The sequence below is a fragment of the Niallia alba genome (assembly GCF_012933555.1).
Classification (GTDB): domain Bacteria; phylum Bacillota; class Bacilli; order Bacillales; family Cytobacillaceae; genus Niallia; species Niallia alba.
In genome coordinates, this window is the sequence record NZ_JABBPK010000001.1 from 324,820 (window position 1) to 343,396 (window position 18,577).

Consider the following 18,577-nt stretch of genomic DNA (forward strand, 5'->3'; position numbering starts at 1 on the left):
TAGATATATCAGCCAAAGCGGTGGGGAAATCAGCCAAACAATGAAAATATCAGCCAAAGCGGTGGGGAAATCAGCCAAACAATGAAAATATCAGCCAAAGCGGTGGGGAAATCAGCCAAACAATGAAAATATCAGCCAAAGCGGTGGGGAAATCAGCCAAACATCGAAAATATCAGCCAAAGCGGTGGGGAAATCAGCCAAACATCGAAAATATCAGCCAAAGCAACAAGGAAATCAGCCAAACATCGAAAATATCAGCCAAAGCAGCAAGGAAATCAGCCAAACATCGAAAATATCAGCCAAAGCAGCAAGGAAATCAGCCAAACTCCGAAAATATCAGCCAAAGCAGCAAGGAAATCAGCCAAACATCGAAAATATCAGCCAAAGCAACAAGGAAATCAGCCAAACATCGAAAATATCAGCCAAAGCAGCAAGGAAATCAGCCAAACATCGAAAATATCAGCCAAACCAGCAAACATAACGATACCCCACCACCAACCTCAATCCCAAAAAACACCACCCAATCAAAAATGATTAAAGTGGTGTCAACTATTCAACAATCAATCGTGAAAATTAGTACCATCTGTTACTTCTTTAACAACGCCAGCGCGTATGACAAAATCTCCAAAATGTTCATGTTCTAGGCGTTCTTTTGCATAACGAGGGAGCAGCACACGGAGCTCTGAAAGGATTTCTTCCTCGCCAACATTTTCGCGATAGAGTTTGCTTAAGCGACTTCCATTAAAGGCAGCTCCTAAATACATATTGTATTTTCCGGGACCTTTCCCGATAAAACCAATTTCTCCTAAAGCATGGCGGGCACAGCCGTTAGGACAGCCAGTCATACGAATGGTAATCTCTTCTTCGCGCAATCCATTTTCATCAATAATTTTCTCAATCTTATCAATTAATACTGGTAAATATCGCTCTGCTTCGGCCATGGCTAGTCCGCAAGTTGGTAGTGATACACAAGCGATTGAATTACGGCGTAGAGCAGAGAAAAGCTTTCCATCCATTATGCCGTATTGTTCTATTAAATTAGCAATTTTCTTTTTATTACGGCTTGAAACATTAGCGATAACCAGGTTTTGATTGGCAGTTAATCGGAAATCTCCAGTGTGTACTTTAGCAATTTCACGTAATCCGGTCATTAAAGGATAGTTCTCATAATCTTTAATACGACCGCCTTCCACAAATAAAGTGAAATGCCATTTTCCCTTGATGCCTTTTTCCCAGCCATAGCGATCTCCATTATGATCGAAGCGGAATTCTCTTGCTTCTTGTAGCTTCCAACCTAATCGATTTTCTAGTTCTTCTACTACATTCTCTAAACCAAGGCGATCCACGGTATATTTGAAACGAGCATTTTTACGAACAGAACGATTACCGTAATCACGTTGGATCGTAATTACTTTTTCAGCAATCTCAAGAATTTGCTCTGGAGTACAATACCCAATCACTTTTGCAAGCTGAGGGTAAGTTGCTTTGTCTCCATGAGTCATTCCCATCCCACCGCCGATTGCTACATTGAATCCAACTAATTTTTGATCTTCTGTAATAGCAATAAACCCAAGATCCTGAGAAAAAACATCAATATCATTGGAAGGAGGAACGGCAATACCAATTTTAAATTTTCTAGGCAAGTAAAGTTTTCCGTACATTGGCTCTACTTCAGTTTCCTCCACTGTTGGAGAGAAAGCAACTTTTTCCTGATCTAACCAAAGTTCATGATAAGCGCGTGTACGAGGTAATAAATGATCACTTAATTTTTGAGACCATTCATAAACCTCACTATGTAACTCTGATTGATACGGATTTGGGTTACACATAACATTACGGTTTACGTCTCCACAAGCAGCAATTGTATCAAGCAAGGATTGATGAATATCTTGAATAGTTTGTTTCATATTCCATTTTAAAATGCCATGCATTTGGAAAGCTTGGCGTGTGGTTAATTTTAATGTATGATTTCCATATTTTTGAGCTAAATCATCCATTGTCAACCATTGAGCAGGTGTTGCTACTCCACCTGGAGTTCGAACACGGAGCATAAATTGGTAGGCAGGCTCTAGCTTTTGTTTAGCTCTTTCATTGCGAATATCACGGTCATCCTGCAAATAACTGCCATGGAATTTCATTAAACGGTTATCATCTTCTGAAATACCAGAGCTTATTTCTTCTTCCATGGATTCTTTTAATGTGCCACGTAAATAATTACTTTCTTCTTTAATTCGTTCCACATCACTTGGTGATCCATCTGGTGCTTTTAATACTTGTTTAGCCATTTATAGAAAACTCCTTTCCTGTAAAAATTAATTAATAAACGTCACGTTGATAACGCTTGTTTTGAATCATAGCTGCTACATATTCTTCCGCTTTTTCTAAAGACATTTGGCCTTCTTTTTGAATAATAGCAAGAAGTGTTTGATGTACATCATGTGCCATATGCTTTTCATCTCCACAAATATAGAGAACTGCCCCGTCCTCTAGCCATTCAAATAGCTCTTTGCTATGTTCAAGCATACGATGCTGAACGTAAACCTTTTCTGCTTTATCTCGAGAAAAAGCGATATTCAATTTCGTTAACACGCCATCCTTAAGCCAATTTTGCCATTCTGTTTGATAGAGAAAGTCTGTTACGAAATGCTGGTCTCCAAAAAATAGCCACGATTTTCCTTGTGCACCAATTTCCTCTCTTTCTTGCATAAAAGAACGGAATGGGGCAACGCCTGTTCCAGGTCCGACCATAATAATAGGTGTTTCTGGATTTTCAGGAAGTTTGAAATTTTCATTGTTTTGGATATAGATAGGCAGCTTATCACCTGGCTGGATACGTTCTGCTATTTGAACCGAACAAACGCCATTGCGATCTCTTCCGTTTGCGTGGTAACGAACTGCCCCGATTGTTAAATGTGCTTCATCAGGATTTGCTTTGTAGCTACTGGCAATCGAATAAAGCCGAGTAGGCAGCTTACGAAGCAAGGATACAAATGTTTGAGCATTTGTGTCTAATGGACCAAACTCACGGATAAGATCTAATAAGTCTCGACCATTCATATAATCTTTTAATTTTTCCTCGTTTCCTTTACCTAGCAATGCAGCTAAAGACTTATTAGCTGTTATTGCGGAAAACTTTTGTAATAGTGGCTTTGTTAAAACGGTAATTTCGTAGTAGGTTAATAGAGCTTCACGAAAAGCGAGCACTTCACCTTGTTTATTGATCGTTACACTTTCTGTTGGTGAGAAGTCTAGCTCTTTTATTAAAAGGTCGACCAGCTCTGGATCATTGTTTGGAAATATTCCAAGGCTATCGCCTGGTTCGTAGGAAATTCCAGAATCCTCAAGAGAAAGTTCAACATGGAATGTTTCTTTATTTGAACCGCGACCATTCAAATTAATGACATCAAGTACTTCAGCATAATACGGATTGGTGCGGGAGTAGCCAGAATCTTGGACAGATGTTGGTGCTGTATTTACTGTATTGGTGACTGTTGACTTCGATTGGAGATTTAAGCCACTTACTACACCTTCAAACCACTCATTTGCCGGTTCATCATAATCAAGATCGCAATCTACACGTGGGTAAAGTCTGATTCCGCCTAATTCCTCTAAACGCTTATCAAATTGTTTGCCTGTTTCACAAAAGAACTCATAAGAACTATCGCCAAGCGCCAATACGGAGTACTGGAGACCCTCTAGCTTTGGTGCGCGTTTTCCATGTAGAAATTCGTGGAATGCTATTGCTGTATCTGGCGGGTCACCTTCGCCATGTGTACTAACAATAATAAGAAGATTTTGTATTTTTTTAAGATTATTAGGCTTAAAGTCACTCATTGATTGCACAGTAACATTAAATCCGTTTTCTTTTAAACGGTTACCATGATTTTTGGTAAGATTTTGTGCATTGCCTGTTTGAGAACCAAAAAGAATTGTAATGTCTTTGGTAATTGGCTTTGCTGCCTTTTGTTCTGTTATTTCAGTTGTTAAGTTAGGTAATTCTGCTGTTGCCACTGTTGTCGTGGAAGCAGATAAATAGCCACTTAGCCAAATTTTTTGTGATTCTGTTAAAGTTGGTAATAGGCTGTTTAATAATTCAGTTTGTTCTTGATTAAATGGGCTGTTTATTACTTGAAGCTGCAACACTTTCACCTCGCATAGATAATAACGTTTCTTGGCATTGTTTGATTAGTAAGATAATTCTTGAGATTCATTTTATAATGAAAAGGGAGGATTGTCACTGTATATTTATTAATCCTATCAGACAAATCGGATTAGAAAAACAAAAGAAGCCTGTTACTATTTGGAACAAGCAGTGGAATAATGTTTTTCTAAGGTTGTTTTCGTAAAGTTTGTTGCGATTACCCGTAGCCGGAATACACTTCGCTTTCCGTGGGGCTCGCTCTGAGCCTCCTCAGCTTCGCCTGCGGGGTCTCAGGCTGTCTCGCTAATCCCCGTGGCCTCTTCGTGTATTTCGGCTGCTCCATTTTTCCAACTAATTCTTTTTTTTCGATTGATAAAACAACAATCCTTTAGAAAAAAGCCTTTTCTAAAAGCCTTTCATCTATTCCAAAAGCTAAGGATTGGATAGATGTCTTTTAGAATCACCATCTAATAGTAGATTTATCTAACTAGTGACTGAAAGTTGGATAGGCGACAAGACGTTAAAACGCCAAAAACAAGCCAAACATAAAGAAAAACGCCTAAACCATCCTCATATGACACGTATTCTAATTGTACTTTACTGCAAATAAAGGAATTAGTAAAATACATATAAATAATTGCAACTATTAGTAATTTTAATAATTGGCTACTATCCTTCTCATTCAAAAAAGCGGAAGTAACAACTCATCTAAACTAGTTAAACCATATGGAGGAAAAAATCATGCAGTATGATGCCTTAAAAATATTTGTAACACTTGTTGAAGTGAAAAATTTTACAAAGACAGCAGAAATGTTGCTGATGTCACAGCCAAGTGTTAGTTTGCATATAAAGAATCTCGAAAAAGAATTTCAAACAAAATTACTGGACCGCTCACCCAAGTATCTAAAGGTAACCCCAACAGGTCAAATGCTATATGATTGTGCGGTTCAGATGATACGCTTATATGAGCAGACAAGACAGCATATTACAGAGCACCATCATGCGATAAAAGGGGAGCTTAAAATAGGTGCGAGCTTTACAATTGGTGAATATATACTCCCTTCTTTATTACTTGATTTGCAACAGCAGCATCCTGAGTTGCAAATACAAGCAACGATTGGGAATACGGAGGAAATTGTGGAAGCGGTAAGATTGTATGAAGTAGATATTGGCTTAATTGAAGGACAGACAAACAATAAGGAATTGCAGGTTGTGCCTTTTATGGAGGATGAGTTATTTATTGTTGCATCTGTCCATCACCCGCTAGCAAAGCGAGAGCAAGTTTCGATTTCAGAACTCCATGATCAAGCATGGATTACAAGAGAGGTCGGATCGGGGACAAGGGAATACTTGAATCATGTTATTCGTTCCAATGGACTAAGAGCAAAATCATTTTTGACAATTAGCAGTAATCAAGGAATTAAGGAAACCATTATTAATGGGTATGGCTTATCTCTTTTATCCAAAAGTGTAATAGAAAGAGATGTAAAGAATGGGAACCTGTGTATTATCCCAGTAGTAAATACTCGTTTTACAAGAAGATTATCCTATCTATTTGCTCCAATTATGAAGGAGAAGCAAAATGTTCTTACATTTATGGAAACTCTTAAAGCGACATTTCCTTATACAGAGTAAGTAACATTGTCTAGGTGAAATGTATAACTGGAAGTAATTAGTTCCATCCTATAAAGGAAAAAGCAGAAATTCCTTCTATAATCATAGAAAAATGACTAGCGTTTGTAGTATGATAACAAAGGAATTTTATTATATAGAAGAAAAAGTGATGAACCTTCCTTTTTCTAATAAGGAGAACTACTCGCAGATGAAGAAAAAAAATAAAACAACTCGCTTGGTTCTACTAGGACTGCTTTCAGCAATTATAATTATTCAAACTTTCGTTCCGATATTAGGATATATCCCGACTCCTGCACTAAGCTTAACAATCATTCCGGTTACCGTTATTATCGCGGCGATTGTTTTAGGACCATTAGATGGCGCGATTATCGGAGGAGTATGGGGAGTTATCACGTTTATTCGCGCATTCACTTTTCCAACAAGTGCCCTAGCACCGATAATTTTCACAAATCCATTGATATCTGTTTTTCCAAGAGTAATGATTGGAGTTGTAGCAGGAATCTTATTTTATAAAGTACTGAAAGACAGAATGAATGAGACTTTAGCAATGAGTATATCTGGTGTTATTGGGTCCTTAACCAATACTATTCTTGTGCTTGGCTTTGTCTATTTATTTGTAAGAGAACCTTATGCAAATGCTATTGGAGTGAATGTAGAAAAACTTCTACCCGCAATCTTGGCCGTTGTTGGTACAAATGGGGTCCCAGAAGCGATTTTATCAGGTATTTTAACGCCAATCATTGCCAAGCCATTATTAAAAATAAGAAAGAAATAAGAAATGGAAAATAGCTGATGTAGCCTAGTGCTAATCAGCTATTTTTGCAAAAGAAAAAGGGTCATTTTTAAGTTTGGTCATGCACTAGTAAAATCTTATTTTATATAATGAGAGAGAGTATCTCCCTTCTTAAATACTAGGAGATACCAAAAATAATTCCGACTAAACAACTAGTAAAACTTATTGACAATAATAACAATTATGATAAAATTTAGAAAATAACGATGCTTATCAAGAGAGACTGAGGGAATTGGCCCAAAGAAGTCCGGCAACCTGCTCACAGGCAAGGTGCTAAATCCAACAAAATGGATAACCATTTTGAAAGATAAGGTAAGGAATAAGTACCTACAATCTTTCCGAATGGGAAGGATTTCTTTATCTTTTGGGTTTGTCTATTTCTAAACGCTAAAAATTCAAACAGCCATTTGGTAAGAGTATTGGATATCAAAAAATGTCTGGCATAAGGGCTATTCAAAAGGTTTTATAAAGATTTCACCTTTCTTAAGGAGGGATTTGTTGGTGGGGGAAACAAATCAGCTAGACAAAGTGAAAACTCAATTAGAGGCAATTCTAAAAACCATGAAATTTGGATCTGTCACATTAGTGATACAAGACGGGAAAATAATCCAAATTGAAAAAAATGAAAAAATACGCTTAGGAAAATAAGTGGTAGTAGCCTGTTATGAGGGAATATTCTGATTAAGGCGTTTTATAAAGAGGCTGACTAGAAAACTAGAGGCAACTTTAACTGAGAAAGTGGGTTAAAGCTGCCTTTTTGTGTTAATTGTCACATAATCCGTGATAGTTGAACTAGTGTTTGGTAAAAGGGACTAGCGGCTTTTGCCCTTGCTTAAATAGGTATTAACGTTTTTCTAATAAGATTGGAGGGTTTTTTTATGAGTCCATTATTAACTTATGAAACTATTGATACGTATCCTCCTGTTGACTTTTCAAGTGAAACGGAAACAAAGGGAGCCTTAGAGGTTTTAAAGTGGGCTTATGATACGTACGAAGATGATATTGTCTATGCATGTAGTTTTGGAATAGAAGGAATTGTCCTAATCGATTTAATTTCCAAAATAAAAAAAGATGCACATATTGTCTTTTTAGACACAGATGTACATTTTGATGAAACATATAAATTAATTGAAAAAGTAAAAACACGGTATCCAGATTTGCAAATTGAAATGAAAAAACCAGCGATTACATTGGAAGAACAAGCTGCTCAATATGGAGATGAACTTTGGTTATCAAATCCAAATAAATGCTGTGAGATTCGTAAAGTTATTCCTTTAAATGAAGTATTGTCTGAACCGATTGCTTGGATATCAGGCCTTCGAAGAGAACAATCCGAATCAAGAAAAAATACGCAATATTTTAATAAAGATAATAAATTCAAGTCCGTTAAAGTTTGTCCGCTTATTCATTGGACATGGAAAGATGTTTGGAGATATGCCCATAAGAATTCTTTAGATTACAATATTCTTCACGATAAGGGATATCCTAGCATTGGCTGCAGGACATGTACACAGCCTGCCATTAATATGGATGATTTACGATCTGGAAGATGGACAGGAAAAGGCAAAACAGAATGTGGGTTACACTTACAATAAGGAGTAGAGGTATAGGGATATGATCGTTATTTTAGCAGGTATTATGTCATTGTTTTTTGCAATGAACATTGGCGCGAGTGGTGCAGCAGCAAGTCTTGGTGTTGCATATGGATCTGGCGCCATTCCTAAAAAAAGAGTTGCTCTTCTCATATGTGGGGTTGCCATTTTTCTAGGCGCTGTTATTGGAGGAAGCGAAGTAGTAAAAACGGTTGGGGAAGGGCTCATTCCAAGTGATATCCTTGATGCCAAAATCGTCTTAATCATTTTATCATCAGCGGCTCTCTCCTTATTTATTGCTAATATAATGGGGATTCCCCTATCAACAAGTGAAATTACAGTTGGTAGTGTAGTAGGAGTAGGTGTGGCCTTCAAAAGTTTGTATATTGCTAATATTTTATGGATTGTTTTCTTTTGGATTTTAGTTCCTATTGTTTCTTTTTTTATCGCCTTAGGTGCTGGGAAATATATAAGGAAGTTAGAGGATCAAAATGAATGGATCCGCAATCCAAACAATGAAAAATATTTATCGATTTTTGTCATTATCATTGGGTGCTTTGAAGCATTCTCAGCAGGAATGAACAATGTTGCAAACTCTATTGGCCCATTAGTTGGTGCCAATCTCATATCGATGAATACAGGAGTAGTTATTGGAGGATTCTTTATTGCAATTGGCGCCTTTTTCTTAGGTGGTAGAGTATTACAGACAAATGGAAAGAAAATTGTTCAATTTAGCAAGCTTGAAGGAGGATTAATCTCAGGAACCGGTGCAACATTAGTAATGATTGCGTCTATCTTTGGAATACCAGTTCCGTTAACACAAGTAACTAGCTCTGCAATTATAGGAATAGGTGTTTCTAAGAATGGATATGAGATACTGAAAAAGAAATTGGTGTTAAGAATATTTAAGGTATGGCTTGTTTCTCCAATTTTATCACTAGTTATTTCGTATAGCTTGGTTCAATTATTTATTAAAGCAGATATCTATAGTGTTCTTATCATTCTTAGTGTATGTATTGCTACACTTGGAATTATAAGTTTAATGAAAACCATTCGTGAAGATAACAGTACTATTTATGAAGACGGTGGCGGTATTTAAAATTAATAACTTAGTAAAAAAAGTTAACTACTAAAATAGTCGAAAAAAGAAAGGTGTGCTAAAAATGTCACTAAGCCAACCACATGGTGGAAAATTAATTAATTTATACAACCCTAATTTTGATGTATCTAAACTCACGGCAGAACTAGAAATAGACACTATTGCACTTAGTGATTTGGAGTTGATTGGCAACGGAGCGTATAGCCCACTAACAGGATTTTTATCACAAAAAGATTATGAAGCAGTGGTAGATAACATGCACTTGTCAACTGGAGAAGTGTGGAGTATTCCTATTACATTGCCTATTTCAAAAGAACAATCAGAAACTATTGAACTTCACGAAACCGTAAAATTAGTACATCAAGGAGAAGTGTATGGTGTACTTACAGTGGAGGATATTTATATTCCTGATAAAAATAAAGAGGCTGTTTCCGTTTATCGTACCGATGATTTAGCACATCCTGGTGTCAAGAAAATGTATGACCGGGGAAATATTTATCTTGGCGGCCCAATTAATCTTTTAAAGAAAGTAGAAAAAACAGATTTTAGTAGCTTTTACTTAGACCCGGCGGAAACGAGAGCAGTGTTTGCAGAAAAAGGGTGGAAGACAGTAGTCGGATTCCAAACAAGAAATCCTGTTCATCGTGCCCATGAATATATCCAAAAATCAGCCCTTGAAATAGTGGATGGTTTATTTTTAAACCCATTGGTAGGAGAAACAAAAGCGGATGATATTCCAGCCGATGTACGTATGGAAAGTTATCAAGTACTATTAAAAAATTACTATCCAGAGGATCGTGTCTTCCTAGCAGTATTCCCAGCAGCTATGCGTTATGCAGGGCCGAGAGAGGCAGTGTTCCATGCCATGGTTAGAAAGAATTATGGCTGTACTCATTTTATTGTAGGTCGTGATCATGCTGGTGTCGGAAGTTACTATGGAACCTATGACGCCCAAAGAATTTTCGATCAATTTACACAAGAAGAGCTAGGAATTAATCTATTATTCTTTGAACATAGTTTCTATTGTAAGAAATGCGAAAACATGGCTTCCACAAAGACTTGTCCACATGGCAGTGAGCATCATGAAATTTTATCTGGTACGAAGGTTCGTGAACTTTTAAGAAATGGAGAGATTCCACCAAGTACATTTAGCCGTAAAGAAGTAGTGGAAGTGTTGATCAAAGGATTGCAGAAACAAGAAATTCATTCTTAAAGGAGAGAGAACTTTTGAGCCAAAGTGCAAATATTACATGGCATGACCATGCTGTAACAAAGAAGGAAAGAAGAGAAAGAAACAAGCATCACAGCTATGTATTATGGTTTACTGGGTTATCTGGTTCCGGAAAATCAACGGTTGCGAATGCTGTTGCCAAAAGATTATTTGAAGAACAAACAAATAGCTATGTGTTAGATGGAGATAATATTCGTTTTGGAATTAATAAAGACTTAGGATTCTCAGATGAGGATCGTAAAGAAAATATCAGAAGAATAGGAGAAGTCAGCAAGCTGTTTGTAGACAGTGGCCAAGTAGTATTAACTGCCTTCATTTCTCCATTTCAAGAAGATCGTGATAGAGTAAGGGCTTTATTAGAAGATAATGAGTTTATTGAAGTATATATAAAGTGTTCGATAGAGGCTTGTGAGGCTCGAGATCCAAAGGGATTATATGAGAAGGCAAGAAAAGGAATCATTAAAGAATTTACAGGGATTAGTTCTCCGTATGAGGAACCGGCTCATCCAGAAATAATAGTGGATACCGAAAAACATTCTATTGAAGAGTGTGTGGAACAAATCGTACAATATTTAAAAGGAAAAGGTTATTATATCTCTTAATGTAGGGAAAAGGAGAAACTTGGGCGAAAGTCAAGATAATTACTTTCCGTTCATCGTTATTTCCTTTCCCCACTTTTTTAATTGATCCTATAAAGAAACAACAAGAAGGGTGGATAAAATGGGGAAGGTATACCTAGTAGGTGCAGGACCAGGAGATCCAGATTTAATAACGGTAAAAGGACTAAAATGTATCAAAAATGCAGATGTTATTTTATATGATCGCTTAGTAAATCGAGAGTTATTAGAATATGCCAGACCCAAAGCTGAACTGATTTATTGCGGTAAGCTGCCGCATCATCATGCCATGAAGCAAGAGTTGATCAATCAAACCTTGGTCAAACATGCCAAAAAGGGCAAAATCGTAACAAGGCTAAAAGGCGGTGATCCTTTTGTATTTGGAAGAGGTGGAGAAGAAGCCGAAGAATTAGCAAAAAATCAGATCCCTTTTGAAATAGTCCCAGGCATTACTGCAGGCATTGCTGCGCCAAGTTATGCAGGTATCCCGGTGACTCATCGTAACTATGGATCTTCGTTTGCGTTTGTAACAGGACATATGAAAAATGGAGAGGAAGACCATATTAAATGGGAGGCACTTTCTCAAATTGATACTCTGGCCATCTATATGGGAGTGAAAAATCTACCATATATTCAGTCAAAGCTTCTGTCTTTTGGAAAAAATAGCACTACACCAGTTGCATTAATTAATTGGGGAACAACCTTTAAACAAAAAACAATTATAACGGACTTGTATCATGTAATAGAGGATGCAGAAACAGGGAAGATTGAAAATCCATGTATGATTGTGATTGGCGAAGTAGTAAAAATGAGAGAGAAAATCCAATGGTTTGAGGAAAGCTTCGGAGAAACCATTCCGAAAGAGGTAGTTTAATGGAAGCAGTATTATATATATGTCATGGAAGCAGAGTAAAAGAGGCAAGCGAGCAGGCTATCTCATTTGTTAAGAAGTGTATGGAGACAAATGAATTTCAAGGCATACAAGAATATTCCTTCTTAGAGTTGTCGGAACCTTCCATAGAAGAAGGATTTCGAAATTGCGTAGAAAAAGGTGCTACTACTATTCGTATTATACCGGTTCTGCTGCTTACAGCGGCCCATGCTAAAAAAGATATTCCAGAAGTATTAGAAAAGCTTTCATTGGAATATCCGCACGTCCAATTACAATATGGCAGGCCGATTGGTGTTCATCCTCAAATGGTTGAAATTGTGTCAGATAAAATCAGAAATAATTCCCTTTACAAAAAAAACGATGAAAAGATCCATGTCATTCTTGTTGGGCGTGGCAGTAGTGATCCAGATGTGAAACGGGATTTAGGTAAAATCGCATCTTTAATCGAAAAACAAGTAGATCGGATTGATGTACAAGATTGTTATTTAACAGCAGCACAACCTAGCTTTGAAGAAGCGCTTCAAATGGCAGAACATTCTTCCTACCGCCATATATTAGTGATTCCCTATCTGCTTTTTACGGGGATTTTAATGAAATCCATGGAAAAGACAATCAAAGAAATGAACAGTATTGATAAGGAATACGTGTTGGCTCCTTATTTAGGCTATGATCCATTCATTGCAGAGATTTTAAAAGAAAGAATAGAAGAAATGAGTGTTGGTGACGAATATGCTATCATTACTAGTTGATATAAAGGATAAATATTGTGTAGTAGTAGGTGGTGGCAAGATTGCTTATCGAAAGGTAAGAATGCTTCTTGCGGAAGGGGCAAGTGTAACAGTGATTAGCCCTGAAGTTTGTAGTGAAATAGAAGAACTTTCAAAAAACGGAGAAATAAAGTTGGTTAGAAGAAAAGGAATGGAAGAGGATTTTGCCGAAGCCTTTCTAACCGTTGCAGCAACTAATGACTCGCAAGAAAATCGTCGTATCTCCCAACAACTTAAATCAATTAGTTTGGTTAATGATGCTTCCTCCTATGAAGAAGGAAATTGTCAGCTTCCTGCTAGCTTTAAAAAGGGGCGTCTTCATTTAACTGTTTCCACTAATGGGGCAAGTCCGAAACTCGCAAAGAAGATAAAGGAAGAATGGCAGCATACGTATGATGATAATTATATTGCGTATATTGATTTTTTATTTGAGGTTCGTACTCTTATAAAGAAAAAGTCACTTTCTCCGGAAGTTTCTGATGCTATCTTAGGAGAGATATTAGATGATGCTTATAAAGAATCGGCAACTTTAAGACATATTTATTATGAAAAACTCCTAAACCTTTAAACAGATAACCAGGTTTAGGAGTTTTTTAATACTTTAGTACCCTTTATAAAAATTACTTTTTGTCTCCAAGTATTATGTTGTTCTCCATCTCTGTTACTCCTAGTTTCATCCATTTATCATATTGTGTCATTTCCTTATTTAACATATAATTTTCTTATAATGGCATTATTTACATAACTTTAAAAAGTCTTCATTTGTTTATCCCACTCTTAACGGCCAGTAAGACTCCCCTCAAGCTTATGAGTATGCGAGGAAGAGAAGTGGGAGATCAACTGTCCGTAAAGGTCCGATTGGTTCAACTAACCATCAGTGGGGGAGGAAGGAACCCCCACTGAAGGAAGTTTCACTTTATAAAAAAATAATCTTCCAAGCTTCGCCTTTTAAACTGTAGATTGATAGGAGGATACATGAGATTTAGTACAAAGCTTTATTTTGGTTTAGGAATTATCTTTATTTTAATCACCATTCTAATTATTGTACTCCTGAGTATGCTTCGACAGCAAAATGACAAAATGCATCTACTTGTCCATGACAAAACAGAAAGAATAAATGCTGCTTATACATTAAAGAATGAAGTGAATAATTTAAGCAGGCAGCTTTATGAATTGTCCTCCCAATCTTCTAAAACGCTCAATGATATAACGATGAGACATATGGAAGATACAAGAAAGGAAATAAACAAAGCACATAATTTTTTAACAGAGAATGATAAAAGAGAAGAGGCGCAGGATCTTTTAATAAAATTTGAAATCCTTTACGAACCATTTGAAGAAAAAGGGCAACAGATAATAGAAGCTGAAAATAAAAAAATGAATACAAATTTTTGGGTCAGAGAAAATGATGAAAAAAATAGATTACTGCAAATTGCCAGTTCCCTTTATACAGTACAGATTCAAGAAATGCAGGATGACCTAGAAAATTCGAAAAAAACATATGATATCGTTGTACTGATGACGTATATTTATATTATTGTCGGGGTCGTATGCAGTATAGCGCTAGCTATCTATTTAATTAGAGGATTAACGAAAAATTTGCGCCAAGTTACTACTGTTATGTCTGGTATATCCTACAAAAAAGGTATAAAATTCCCACGATTAAAGGTTGCGTCAAAGGATGAAATAGGAGAAATTTCCCGTGCCTTTAATGAAATGGTAACAACTTTAGAAAATTATTCTCAGGATGAAATAGAAAGCCGTGCAAAGGCAGAAGAGAAAAGTTGGCTTGATTCACAATTGGCAGAAATTACAACGAATTTTTCTATGGCAGAAACAATGGAATCTCTTGCAGACTACTTTATTAGCAAAATAACACCAGCAGTTGGTGCCCAATATGGTATCTTTTATCTATTAAATAAGAAGGGGAATGTTCGTTATCTAGAGGAAATAGCAAATTATGCTTTTCATAGTCAAGAACAACAATCTATTATCCAACTTGGGGAGGGGCTAGTAGGACAAGCTGCGAAAGAGAATAAAAGTATCAGTCTTATTGATATCCCTAAAGGATACATAAAGATTAAATCCGGGTCAGGAGAGGCAGAGCCAAAGCAGGTCTTGATTCAACCTATTTCCTATGAAGGAAAGGTATTGGCAATTGTGGAATTAGCCTCTTTACAATATGTTAGACCTTTGCAACAAAGTTTACTTAAAGAAGTGGTGGAATATTTAGGTATATCGATTCAAGGGATTATCAATCGACTGGAAGTTAAGAGATTGTTAGAAGATGAACAACGTTTGACAGAGGAGCTACAAAGCCAATCGGAGGAGCTGCAAGCACAGCAGCAAGAATTAATGGCTATTAATGAGGAACTGCAGACTCAATATAGAGTTTCAGAAGAAAAAAATGCAGAACTCGAAAAAATAAGCAAGAAATTAGAAGAAAAAGCACAGCAGTTGATTTATAGTTCCCAATATAAATCAGAGTTTTTAGCTAATATGTCTCATGAACTGAGAACACCTTTAAATAGTATGCTGATATTGTCGCAAATGCTAGTGGAAAAGGAAAATGAAAATTTAAATGCAAAGCAAATTCAATATTTACAAACAATCTATTATTCTGGCAATGAATTATTAAGGTTGATTAATGAAATTTTAGACTTGGAAAAGATTGAGACTGGGATGATGGAGATAATAGAGGAGCCTGTGAAAATGGAGGGAATCCTAAATTGTTTGAAAAACCAATTTTCTCCTATCGCTAATCAAAAGAAGCTTGATTTTCTGATAAAAATTGATAAAGAAGTTCCTACTTGTATTGAAACAGATAGCCATCGTTTAAATCAGGTATTAAAAAATCTACTGTCTAACGCGTTTAAATTTACGGAAAAGGGAAAGGTAGAGCTCTCTGTTCAAATGGAAGATACTTCTAAGTTGGCCATACCTGATGAAGTGGTTTTATCCTTTACTGTGAAGGATACAGGGATTGGTATTCCTGAGGAAAAAATGAGTATTATTTTTGAGCCATTTAAGCAAGCGGATGGAACCATTAGCAGAAAATACGGTGGTACAGGACTTGGATTATCTATCTGTAAGGAAATTTCCCGCTTGCTTGGAGGGGAATTAGAAGCAACCAGTATCGAAGGAATGGGAAGCTCCTTTTCCATTTATTTGCCTATAAAAGGACAAACGAAAAAGGGAACAGTCTTAGCTAAAGAACCTATTTCTATGGAAGGGAGTTATCGGCAGATTGCAACCGCAAAGGGAGAGTTAATAGAGAACATCGACTCTAATAAGAGTGTTCATTTAACGGGAAAGAAAGTCCTAATCATAGATGATGATATACGCAACATCTTTTCCATCCATGCAGCTTTAGAGGAGTATAATATTGACATACTTTATTCGGAAAATGGTAAGGATGGTATAAATCTTTTAGAGGAAAACCCGGACACTGATCTTGTATTAATGGATATTATGATGCCAGAAATGAGTGGTTTAGAAGCTATTTCCATCATAAGAAAAAAGGAGAAGTTTAAAACATTGCCAATTATTGCATTGACTGCAAAGGCGATGAAACATAATCGAGAGCAATGTATAGAAGCGGGAGCATCTGATTATATTAGTAAACCAGTTAATTTAGAACAATTATATTCGCTTATTCAAGTTTGGCTTTATAAGGAATAATAGAGCGATACTGATATATAGGTAACGTTGGTAAATGGCTTGTTAATAGATAGGAGGCTTCATATATTTATGCAGTATTCGGCTCAATCTATAGAACAAAAGAAAAATCTATCTTCTTCTGTATCGGAACCAATCTACATTTTAATGGTAGATGATTTACAAGAAAATCTTTTGGCGCTAGAAGCAGTATTAAATTCTCCTCGTTATCATTTAGTATTTGCTAAATCAGGTGAAGAAGCTTTAAAATGCATTTTAAAATATGACTTCGCTGTTATTTTACTCGATGTCCAAATGCCAGGTTTAAACGGGTTTGAAACAGCAAAATTAATTAAAGAACGAAAAAAATCACGACATATTCCCATTATTTTTATTACCGCCATCTCACAAGATATTCAACATATTACACAAGGTTATCAAGTAGGGGCAATTGATTATATTGTAAAACCTTTTAATCCAGAAACATTAAGAAGTAAAGTGGCTCAGTTTGTTCAAATTTATGAAAGCCATACGAAAAGTCTCCATGAGATTAACTGGCAAACAACATCAGAACTGGAGAAAATGAATAAGGAACTAAGAATAACGAAAATGGATTTGACTAAAAATACGGTATTCTCTTCTGTCTTACAGAAAGCGTTACAGGATACAATTGTCACCTTCGATGAAGATGGAACCATTATTAGTGTTAATCCAAGTGTAAGAAATATGTTTGGTTATGAAGAAGATGACCTTATTGGGTCTTCTATCGAAGTTCTCTTGCATTCTGTTGAATCAGAAGTTTCTGGAGAGACACCTATTACCTTCGATATACTCATGCCAAATTTTATTGGTAGAATGATAGAGGCAAAAGCGAAGCGGAAGAATAATATTATTTTTCCCGTTGATTTATATATTGGGGATGCAATGGTTGAAGATTATCAGCTATTCGTATGTACGATTCGAGATATTTCTGAAAGAAAAGAGGTAAAGCTATTAAGAAAACAACAAGTTGATCAACTAGAGCATGCTGTAGAAGAAAGAACGCTAGAGTTATTATCTATGAATCATCAGCTGCATAGGGAACGGGAGGAAAAATCTAGGGTAACAGATGATTTAATGCTTTCCGAAGGACGATTTCAACAAATATTCGAGGCGAGTCCATGCATGATGGCAATTCGTTCCTTGCAAAACCCAGTTTTTATTGCTGTAAATAAAAACTGGGTGGCAAGTACAGGTTATACGATGGAAGAGTTGAAGGAAGACAGTTATCAATGGGAGATATCCAAAGATATAAATGGCTTAGAAGAGAAATTTCATGAGGATGAATGGCAGACCCCATTTAAAAATCAAAGAGTCTTTTTCATGCTGAAAAATGGGGAACAGAAGCAAGGATTATTATCTACGGAGATTATAACAATTGAGAATAAAAATTGTGTGTTAATCGTTTTGAACGATATAACAGAAAGATTGGCTTTTGAAAAGGAAATGGCAAGACTAGATCAATTAAACCTAGTTGGGGAAATGGCCGCTGGAATAGCTCATGAGATTCGTAATCCGATGACAACAGTTCATGGATTCTTGCAAATTGGAAAATCGAATCCTTCAAATTTATCATTAGAGCATATGGAGTTAATGATTGATGAGTTAGATCGGGCGAATAAGATTATCAAAGAGTTTCTAACATTAGCAAAAAATAAGACGAGCGATAAGAGAAAGTACTCGTTAAATAAGATTATTGAAATTATTTATCCCTTAATTAATGCAGAGGCATTATTGACTGGAAAAAAGGTGAATCTCCAGTTGGATGATTGTCCTGAACTTTATTTGGATGAGAAAGAAATAAGGCAGCTTTTACTGAACCTTGCTTTAAATGGTTTAGAAGCTATGGATGCAGAAGGAATTCTCACAATAAGAACATTTTGCCAAGAACAATATCTTGTGTTGGAAATCATCGATAGCGGTACTGGAATTGATGAGGAAATCTTAAATAAATTAGGAACACCTTTTTTTACAACGAAGGACAATGGTACAGGACTTGGCCTTGCGGTGTGTTATCGAATTGCAGAACGTCATAAAGCGAGAATAAAAGTTAAGACAAGCGAGAATGGTACGAGATTCTCTGTATATTTTGAAATAGTGGAAGGAAAATAGGG

Annotated in this window: 15 protein-coding genes and 1 riboswitch; of the genes, 13 read left to right on the top strand and 2 right to left on the bottom strand. The window is 36.3% G+C overall.

Translation table 11 applies throughout. The features are described 5' to 3' along the window. Positions 1 to 184 precede the first annotated feature (184 nt). Positions 185 to 481: a hypothetical protein gene (locus HHU08_RS01785; protein WP_169187673.1), complete on the top strand. Its 297-nt coding sequence runs from the start codon at positions 185 to 187 to the stop codon at positions 479 to 481. 79 nt (positions 482 to 560) lie between these two features. On the opposite strand, the gene cysI is transcribed toward HHU08_RS01785, so the two are convergent. Together cysI and HHU08_RS01795 are read right to left on the bottom strand one after the other, a co-directional pair. Then, positions 561 to 2,285, bottom strand: coding sequence for an assimilatory sulfite reductase (NADPH) hemoprotein subunit (gene cysI, locus HHU08_RS01790; protein ID WP_169187674.1), 1,725 nt, complete (start codon positions 2,283 to 2,285; stop codon positions 561 to 563). Between the two features lie 31 nt (positions 2,286 to 2,316). Further along, positions 2,317 to 4,140 carry an assimilatory sulfite reductase (NADPH) flavoprotein subunit gene (locus HHU08_RS01795; protein ID WP_169187675.1) on the bottom strand — a complete coding sequence of 608 codons (1,824 nt, stop codon included), beginning with the start codon at positions 4,138 to 4,140 and terminating at the stop codon, positions 2,317 to 2,319. A 742-nt stretch (positions 4,141 to 4,882) separates the two neighbouring features. Here HHU08_RS01795 and HHU08_RS01800 point away from each other — a divergent pair. The 12 genes from HHU08_RS01800 to HHU08_RS01855 all read left to right on the top strand — a co-directional run bounded on the left by HHU08_RS01800 (position 4,883) and on the right by HHU08_RS01855 (position 18,575). Next, a complete protein-coding gene (locus HHU08_RS01800) occupies positions 4,883 to 5,776 on the top strand; it encodes a LysR family transcriptional regulator (protein ID WP_169187676.1) in 894 nt (297 codons plus the stop codon). A 187-nt stretch (positions 5,777 to 5,963) separates the two neighbouring features. Continuing rightward, positions 5,964 to 6,551, top strand: a complete 588-nt coding sequence (locus tag HHU08_RS01805; RefSeq protein WP_016201380.1) for an ECF transporter S component — start codon at positions 5,964 to 5,966, stop codon at positions 6,549 to 6,551. Between the two features lie 225 nt (positions 6,552 to 6,776). Then, positions 6,777 to 6,883, top strand: a riboswitch (SAM riboswitch). A 214-nt stretch (positions 6,884 to 7,097) separates the two neighbouring features. Beyond that, complete coding sequence (locus HHU08_RS01810) at positions 7,098 to 7,217, top strand: YezD family protein (protein WP_407939854.1); 120 nt, start codon at positions 7,098 to 7,100, stop codon at positions 7,215 to 7,217. 230 nt (positions 7,218 to 7,447) lie between these two features. Next, a complete protein-coding gene (locus tag HHU08_RS01815) occupies positions 7,448 to 8,164 on the top strand; it encodes a phosphoadenylyl-sulfate reductase (protein WP_016201378.1) in 717 nt (238 codons plus the stop codon). Between the two features lie 19 nt (positions 8,165 to 8,183). Beyond that, a complete protein-coding gene (locus HHU08_RS01820; protein WP_016201377.1) occupies positions 8,184 to 9,260 on the top strand; it encodes an inorganic phosphate transporter in 1,077 nt (358 codons plus the stop codon). 64 nt (positions 9,261 to 9,324) lie between these two features. Next, positions 9,325 to 10,473 carry a sulfate adenylyltransferase gene (gene sat / locus HHU08_RS01825; protein ID WP_016201376.1) on the top strand — a complete coding sequence of 383 codons (1,149 nt, stop codon included), beginning with the start codon at positions 9,325 to 9,327 and terminating at the stop codon, positions 10,471 to 10,473. A 14-nt stretch (positions 10,474 to 10,487) separates the two neighbouring features. After that, positions 10,488 to 11,093: an adenylyl-sulfate kinase gene (cysC, locus tag HHU08_RS01830; RefSeq protein ID WP_101729100.1), complete on the top strand. Its 606-nt coding sequence runs from the start codon at positions 10,488 to 10,490 to the stop codon at positions 11,091 to 11,093. A 118-nt stretch (positions 11,094 to 11,211) separates the two neighbouring features. Beyond that, entirely contained in the window at positions 11,212 to 11,982 is a 771-nt protein-coding gene (gene cobA, locus HHU08_RS01835) for a uroporphyrinogen-III C-methyltransferase (protein ID WP_016201374.1), read from the top strand. Continuing rightward, a complete protein-coding gene (locus tag HHU08_RS01840) occupies positions 11,982 to 12,749 on the top strand; it encodes a sirohydrochlorin chelatase (RefSeq protein WP_169187677.1) in 768 nt (255 codons plus the stop codon). Before cobA ends, HHU08_RS01840 begins: the two co-directional genes overlap by 1 nt. After that, the gene (locus tag HHU08_RS01845) at positions 12,730 to 13,335 is read left to right on the top strand and encodes a precorrin-2 dehydrogenase/sirohydrochlorin ferrochelatase family protein (protein ID WP_040342651.1); all 606 of its coding nucleotides are present in this window, start codon (positions 12,730 to 12,732) and stop codon (positions 13,333 to 13,335) included. The genes HHU08_RS01840 and HHU08_RS01845 overlap by 20 nt, the downstream gene beginning before the upstream one ends. Before the next feature lie 407 nt (positions 13,336 to 13,742). Then, complete coding sequence (locus HHU08_RS01850) at positions 13,743 to 16,448, top strand: hybrid sensor histidine kinase/response regulator (RefSeq protein ID WP_169187679.1); 2,706 nt, start codon at positions 13,743 to 13,745, stop codon at positions 16,446 to 16,448. A gap of 69 nt (positions 16,449 to 16,517) precedes the next feature. After that, positions 16,518 to 18,575: a response regulator gene (locus HHU08_RS01855; RefSeq protein ID WP_169187680.1), complete on the top strand. Its 2,058-nt coding sequence runs from the start codon at positions 16,518 to 16,520 to the stop codon at positions 18,573 to 18,575. Positions 18,576 to 18,577 lie beyond the last annotated feature (2 nt).